At 56.9% G+C, this 5,366-nt stretch carries 6 protein-coding genes, 2 tRNA genes and 1 pseudogene; 6 read left to right on the plus strand and 3 right to left on the minus strand.

Annotation, left to right across the window (positions count from 1 at the left end; genetic code table 11):
* Nucleotides 1-634, minus strand: a 634-nt coding sequence (locus tag JWR17_RS20840) for a biotin/lipoyl-binding protein (RefSeq protein ID WP_299834372.1), incomplete at its 3' end; no start/stop codon positions are given.
* A gap of 315 nt (nt 635-949) precedes the next feature.
* On the opposite strand from JWR17_RS20840, the gene JWR17_RS20845 reads away from it, so the two are divergent.
* The 6 genes and pseudogenes from JWR17_RS20845 to JWR17_RS20870 all read left to right on the plus strand — a co-directional run bounded on the left by JWR17_RS20845 (nt 950) and on the right by JWR17_RS20870 (nt 4,573).
* Nucleotides 950-1,573, plus strand: a complete 624-nt coding sequence (locus tag JWR17_RS20845; protein ID WP_299834374.1) for a TetR/AcrR family transcriptional regulator — start codon at nt 950-952, stop codon at nt 1,571-1,573.
* The gene (mug, locus tag JWR17_RS20850; RefSeq protein WP_299834376.1) at nt 1,570-2,094 is read left to right on the plus strand and encodes a G/U mismatch-specific DNA glycosylase; all 525 of its coding nucleotides are present in this window, start codon (nt 1,570-1,572) and stop codon (nt 2,092-2,094) included. The genes JWR17_RS20845 and mug overlap by 4 nt, the downstream gene beginning before the upstream one ends.
* A gap of 144 nt (nt 2,095-2,238) precedes the next feature.
* Complete coding sequence (locus JWR17_RS20855; RefSeq protein WP_299834378.1) at nt 2,239-2,868, plus strand: DUF1780 domain-containing protein; 630 nt, start codon at nt 2,239-2,241, stop codon at nt 2,866-2,868.
* A 26-nt stretch (nt 2,869-2,894) separates the two neighbouring features.
* A pseudogene (locus JWR17_RS20860) lies at nt 2,895-2,999 on the plus strand (MOSC domain-containing protein); the annotation flags it as partial.
* Nucleotides 3,000-3,041: 42 nt separating this feature from the next.
* The gene (locus JWR17_RS20865) at nt 3,042-3,215 is read left to right on the plus strand and encodes a DUF3094 family protein (RefSeq protein WP_299834380.1); all 174 of its coding nucleotides are present in this window, start codon (nt 3,042-3,044) and stop codon (nt 3,213-3,215) included.
* A 59-nt stretch (nt 3,216-3,274) separates the two neighbouring features.
* A complete protein-coding gene (locus JWR17_RS20870) occupies nt 3,275-4,573 on the plus strand; it encodes an NAD(P)/FAD-dependent oxidoreductase (RefSeq protein ID WP_299834382.1) in 1,299 nt (432 codons plus the stop codon).
* A gap of 292 nt (nt 4,574-4,865) precedes the next feature.
* On the opposite strand, the gene JWR17_RS20875 is transcribed toward JWR17_RS20870, so the two are convergent.
* Nucleotides 4,866-4,942 (minus strand) — tRNA-Pro (locus JWR17_RS20875).
* A 22-nt stretch (nt 4,943-4,964) separates the two neighbouring features.
* Nucleotides 4,965-5,040 (minus strand) — tRNA-Asn (locus tag JWR17_RS20880).
* Nucleotides 5,041-5,366: the final 326 nt, after the last annotated feature.

Here is a 5,366-nt window from a genome sequence, read left to right on the forward strand (position 1 = left end):
GCACTGCCGGATGGCTGTCGACCTCGATATCAGGATGGCCGTTCAACGCTACCACCGTGCTAGCAATCTGCTGCTCTACCGAGGCAATACGCTGCCGCGAGACCTTGAGATCGGTGTCTGCACGGTCGTAAGCGGCTTGCGAAACGAACTCGCTGGCAACCAGCGCCTTCTTGCGGCCGAATTCCTTTTGATCAAAGCTGGCCGACTCTTTCGCCGATTGCAGATCCGCCTGCTGCTGGCGGTAGCTGGCCTTGAGGCCATCAATGCGCAGCCGCGCCACGCTCAGCTGTGCTTCAGCGCGGTTGACCGCGACCTGGAACGGTTCCGGATTAATCCGGAACAGCACTTGGCCCTTATGTACCCGTTGATTGTCCTCGACGGCTATTTCCAGGACTTGCCCGGAAACCCGGGCGTTAATCGAAGCCTTCGCCACTCGGGCGTAGGCGTTGTCAGTGGAAACAAACGGCGCGTTGACGAAGGAATGAGCCAGCCACACGGCGGCTATGATCGCTGGCATACCCAGCATCAGCACCGGCCGGAGTTTCTCTTTTAGCGGTTTCTTCACGGGTAGATCAGCAGCGTTCGGCCCTGGATGCTCAAAGGCTGGTGTTACGTTGTTGAATAGTTTAGTCATGATCGAATTCACCTTTAACCGGGAAATCGGGCCAGCTCCGGCCGGTTGCCTGCTGCCCCGATGTCAATCGTTGCTGTGGGGACTGAAGCCCGGCGGGACTGGTAAAACACTGAAACCAGCCAACCTCTCCCATAAAACCCGCCGTAACCGTGCGCATCAGGAGGGTCACTCCGCTGCGCCTGCTTCGTCGCTGCAACACTCGGTTCGAGGTCCGCTTCAAAAAAGTCTGCAATCAAGGAATTTCTGATTCCTTATTTTTGTGCGACGGTGTAAGAATATCCCTACACCAATCCCTCGACAAGAGTTTTGTACGACATGGCACAAAAAAAGATCACAGAAGGAAAAGGCCGTGGCCGGCCCCGCGCATACGATCCAAAGACGGCGCTGCAACAAGCGCTTGGGGTCTTCTGGAACACCGGCTATTCGGGCGCGTCACTGGACAGCATCGCCACCGCAGCCGGGATGAATCGCCCAAGCCTGTATGCCGCGTTCGGTGACAAACATGCGCTCTATATCAAGGCGCTGGAGATGTACCTGGAAGCTGCGGTCGCGGCCATGCATGCAGCGCTGACGGATCAGAACCTGTCGGTCGCCGAGGCGTTGATGGGTTTTTACGAAGGGCAGCTGTCGATCTACTTCTCGGGCGACGGCCAAGCGCGTGGCTGCTTTGCAATCGGCACAGCGACCACCGAGGCGGTTGAGGATGTGGAGATACGCGACACGCTGTCGCGGCTTATCAGCAAGCTCGACACTGACCTTGAGGCGCGCCTGCGTGTGGCTATCGATTCCGGCGAATTAAAAAACGATGCTGATCCGGACGCCTTGGCCGCCGTTGCGGCAGCCATGCTGCACAGCATCGCGATACGTGCGCGGGCGGGTAAATCCCGGGCAGACCTGACCGAACTTGCGCGCAAGGCAGTCAGCGTGATCTGCAGATGAGCGAAGGACTCGAGGACATTCTGGCCGAGAATCTTTCGGTGATTTTCTGCGGTATCAATCCGGGCGTCATGGCCGCCGCTCAAGGGCACCACTTTGCGGGTCGGGGCAATCGTTTCTGGCGCACGCTACATCTGGCTGGGTTTACGCCAGAGCAACTGCGCCCGGAACAAGATCGTACGATCCTGCGCTATCACTGTGGATTGACGGCGGTAGTCAAGCGGCCCACAGCGAGCGCGGAGCAGCTGTCGCGGCATGAATTCATCACGGCGGCTGCGGATTTCGAAGAAAAGATCGCGGGTCAAGCGCCGCGCTTTGTGGCGTTTCTCGGCAAGGTGGCGTATTGCGCGATATCCGGCCAGCGCGATATTGCCTGGGGCCCACAGCCTGGCACTTTTGGCAACGCGGCCGCATGGGTGCTCCCCAATCCCAGCGGACGAAACCGCGCGTTCAGCCAGGAGCAACTGGTCGCCGCGTACCGCGAACTGCGCGTGACAGCAGGCCAGATCGGCTTTAGCGAATAAGCTAATCGGTCGGTCTTCGATGAGCCGAACCGCATGCCTTCGATTCCTTCATCTTGCGCAAAATACCTTCGAAAACGCGATAGACTTTATGCTTTTACGACAGACTTATTTCTAGCATCCCAGTTTGAACGCTAAGCTTGCCCTATGGATGACTCTGACTACTTACGCCTGCTGACCATTCAGGCCGAACAAGCTAACGCGTTCCTCTCCAACGCGCGAAAGTGGGAGCGTGAGCGCTGGGTTTGTCAGCGGTTGTTACAGGGCCTGAACATCCCCCACCGAAATGAAGACTTCGCGGCGGCCGGGCAAGAGCCTCCTGACGTGTTGTTTCGCGATGCCAGTTTCGAGGTGTTTTTTGTGTTGGATGAGGGGCGACGCCTGAACGATGAGTGGCGCGAAGAATTACAACGGCGCCGCAGTGCGTTTTCATTGAGCCAACTGGTGCGCCGCGAAGCGAAACCCAAACGTATTTCCGCACCCGAGCTGTTGCAGCGTCTGGCGCCAACGTTGCGCAAAAAAGCACACAACTATCGCGAACGCGGCCTGGACCTGAGCGAGCTGGACATCATTGCGTTTGCCAGCCTCAAGCGTGAAGTGCTCGATTTGAACAGCCATTTCCCGCCGCCCACTGAATACCTGCGCCAAGGTTGGCGCTCTCTGTCATTGGTCGGACCGACCTTCGCGCGGGTGTTGTTTGCCCATCCGGGGGCGCCAGATTTCCTGCGTACCAACCTGGGCCGCAGCGTGGTATTCGACGTGGGCATCAGTTTATGAGTCCGTTACAAACGCTACTCGCCGATGTGCCCCAGGACTTGCGGCGTAATCTGGTGATCAGTGGCATCCATTTGTTCAGCCTCAAGGGCCGACGCTTCAAGCTGGGTCAGGCTATTCTGGACACCACGGGATGATTTTTCACTCGCGTGTTTTATTTTTAAAATGAGGCTCACATGACCAGCCGCCTGAACCCTGACGACCAACAGCGTGTCGAAGAGTATCTGCACACTACCCAGCATCAAGTCGAGCGCCGGCCTTTTCGGCCATGGCTGCTCCTTGTTGTGGTGGTGGCCGTCACGGTCGGACTGGGCTTGCTCAGCCGCTTGTTGAGCTATGTAGCGCTATGAACCGCCTGGCGCCGCACCTTAGACATCCCCCGAATTCCTTAGCCTTATGAGATACCTTAATGACTCATCGCATAGTAATCGTTGGCGGAGGCGCTGGCGGTCTGGAACTGGCTACCCGTCTGGGTAAAACCCTGGGTAAGCGCGGCACGGCCAATGTTGTGCTGGTCGATGCCAACTTGACCCATATCTGGAAGCCGTTGCTCCATGAAGTGGCGGCAGGTTCGTTGAACTCGTATGAAGACGAGCTCAATTATGTGGCTCAGGCCAAGTGGAATAACTTCCAGTTTCAACTAGGGCGTATGACCGGATTGGACCGCGCCACTAAACAATTGCACTTGGCCGCGACCCCGGATGAAGACGGTAATGAGTTGGTTCCGGCCCGCAGCCTGGAGTACGACTCATTGGTGATCGCCGTCGGCAGCACTACCAATGACTTCAATACCCAAGGCGCCGCTGAGCATTGTCTGTTCCTGGACACCCGCAAACAGGCTGAACGCTTCCACCAGCAGTTGCTCAATCGCTACCTGCGCGCCCACGCCGGGCAGGCTGACATCACCGAAGAAGTCACCGTGGCGATTGTCGGCGCGGGGGCAACGGGGGTTGAGTTGGCCGCAGAACTGCACAACGCAGCTCATGAGTTGGCGGCGTATGGCTTGGGTCGGATCAAACCGGAAAACTTGCGTATTACTTTGCTCGAAGCGGGTCCTCGGGTGCTGCCGGCATTGCCGGAGCGTATTGGCGGGCCGGTGCATAAAACCCTGGAGAAGCTTGGAGTGACGGTGCTGACCAACGCGGCTGTTAGCGAGGTCACTGCCGACAGTTTGATCACTGCCGATGGCCGGGTGATTCCGGCGACCTTGAAAGTGTGGGCCGCAGGCATTCGAGCGCCGATGTTTCTCAAAGACCTGGATGGGTTGGAGAGTAATCGCATCAACCAGTTGCAGGTGCGTCCTACTCTGCAAACTACCCGTGACGACAATATCTTTGCCTTCGGCGACTGCGCAGCCTGCCCGCAACCGGGCACAGATCATAACGTACCGCCACGGGCCCAAGCGGCTCATCAGCAAGCGTCGTTGCTGGCGAAATCGTTGAAACTGCGGATCGAGGGCCAACCTTTGCCTGTGTATAAGTACCGCGATTACGGGTCGTTGATTTCACTGTCGAGTTTTTCGGCGGTGGGTAACTTGATGGGCAACCTGATGGGCAGCGTAATGCTAGAAGGTTGGTTGGCCCGGATGTTTTATGTGTCGCTGTATCGAATGCATCAAATGGCGCTGTACGGGATATTTCGTACGGCGATGCTGATGTTGAGCAGCAAGATTGGCAAAGGGACAGAGCCCAGGATGAAGTTGCACTAGGCGCCTTGGCGATAGGTCAGTTCAGCCAGCCATTTTTACGACTGCTGCCCTACCGATCGCCAACACGTTAGCGCCTACAGGCCTTCGGGATCATCTGAGGAGCCGCCACGTTGCCGACGCCGCGACACAGAACCTGTAGGAGCTGCCGAAGGCTGCGATAGGCCGGGTCGCGGGCGACCGGCACCCCTTGGCCAGACATAAAAAAAGCGTCCCGAAGGACGCTTTTTCATTTGGCTTCGATGCGCGGAGCATCTGGCCTGTATCTTCAAACCCGAACAACATGGGTAGAAAATGGTCGGGGTAAGGGGATTCGAACTCCTGACATCCTGCTCCCAAAGCAGGCGCGCTACCGGACTGCGCTATACCCCGATATGTTCCATCATTAAGTAAGTGGCTCCACGACCTGGACTCGAACCAGGGACCCAGTGATTAACAGTCACTTGCTCTACCAACTGAGCTATCGCGGAACTATTCATTACTTACTGATGCAACCGTACAACTTACTTCACTGAAGCATGCCGATTTCTCTACATATTCCAGTCTCTTCGACCCGTTTGCATCGCTGCGTTCGCGTCTCTGAGGCGCGCTATTCTACAATTTTAAAAGTACCTGTCAACCCTTAAAACTGCATTTAAGACAATGATTTGCGATTTTTTTCAGATCGCCCTGTGAATACCTAAAAACAGGGTTTTTGGCACCGGTTGCTGCTGAACCCACCGATGGCCTGACAACATTGTCAGGCCATTGGCCCCTTCGCAGGCAAGCCAGCTCCCACAGAAGCACGGCACCCACA

Source organism: Pseudomonas sp. (assembly GCF_028293835.1).
Lineage (GTDB): Bacteria > Pseudomonadota > Gammaproteobacteria > Pseudomonadales > Pseudomonadaceae > Aquipseudomonas.

Excerpts from the sequence above, each read along its gene's own strand:
- JWR17_RS20845 (WP_299834374.1), top strand. The coding sequence starts at position 950 with ATGGCACAAAAAAAGATCACAGAAGGAAAAGGCCGTGGCCGGCCCCGC.
- mug (WP_299834376.1), top strand. The coding sequence starts at position 1,570 with ATGAGCGAAGGACTCGAGGACATTCTGGCCGAGAATCTTTCGGTGATT.
- JWR17_RS20855 (WP_299834378.1), top strand. The coding sequence starts at position 2,239 with ATGGATGACTCTGACTACTTACGCCTGCTGACCATTCAGGCCGAACAA.
- JWR17_RS20865 (WP_299834380.1), top strand. The coding sequence starts at position 3,042 with ATGACCAGCCGCCTGAACCCTGACGACCAACAGCGTGTCGAAGAGTAT.
- JWR17_RS20870 (WP_299834382.1), top strand. The coding sequence starts at position 3,275 with ATGACTCATCGCATAGTAATCGTTGGCGGAGGCGCTGGCGGTCTGGAA.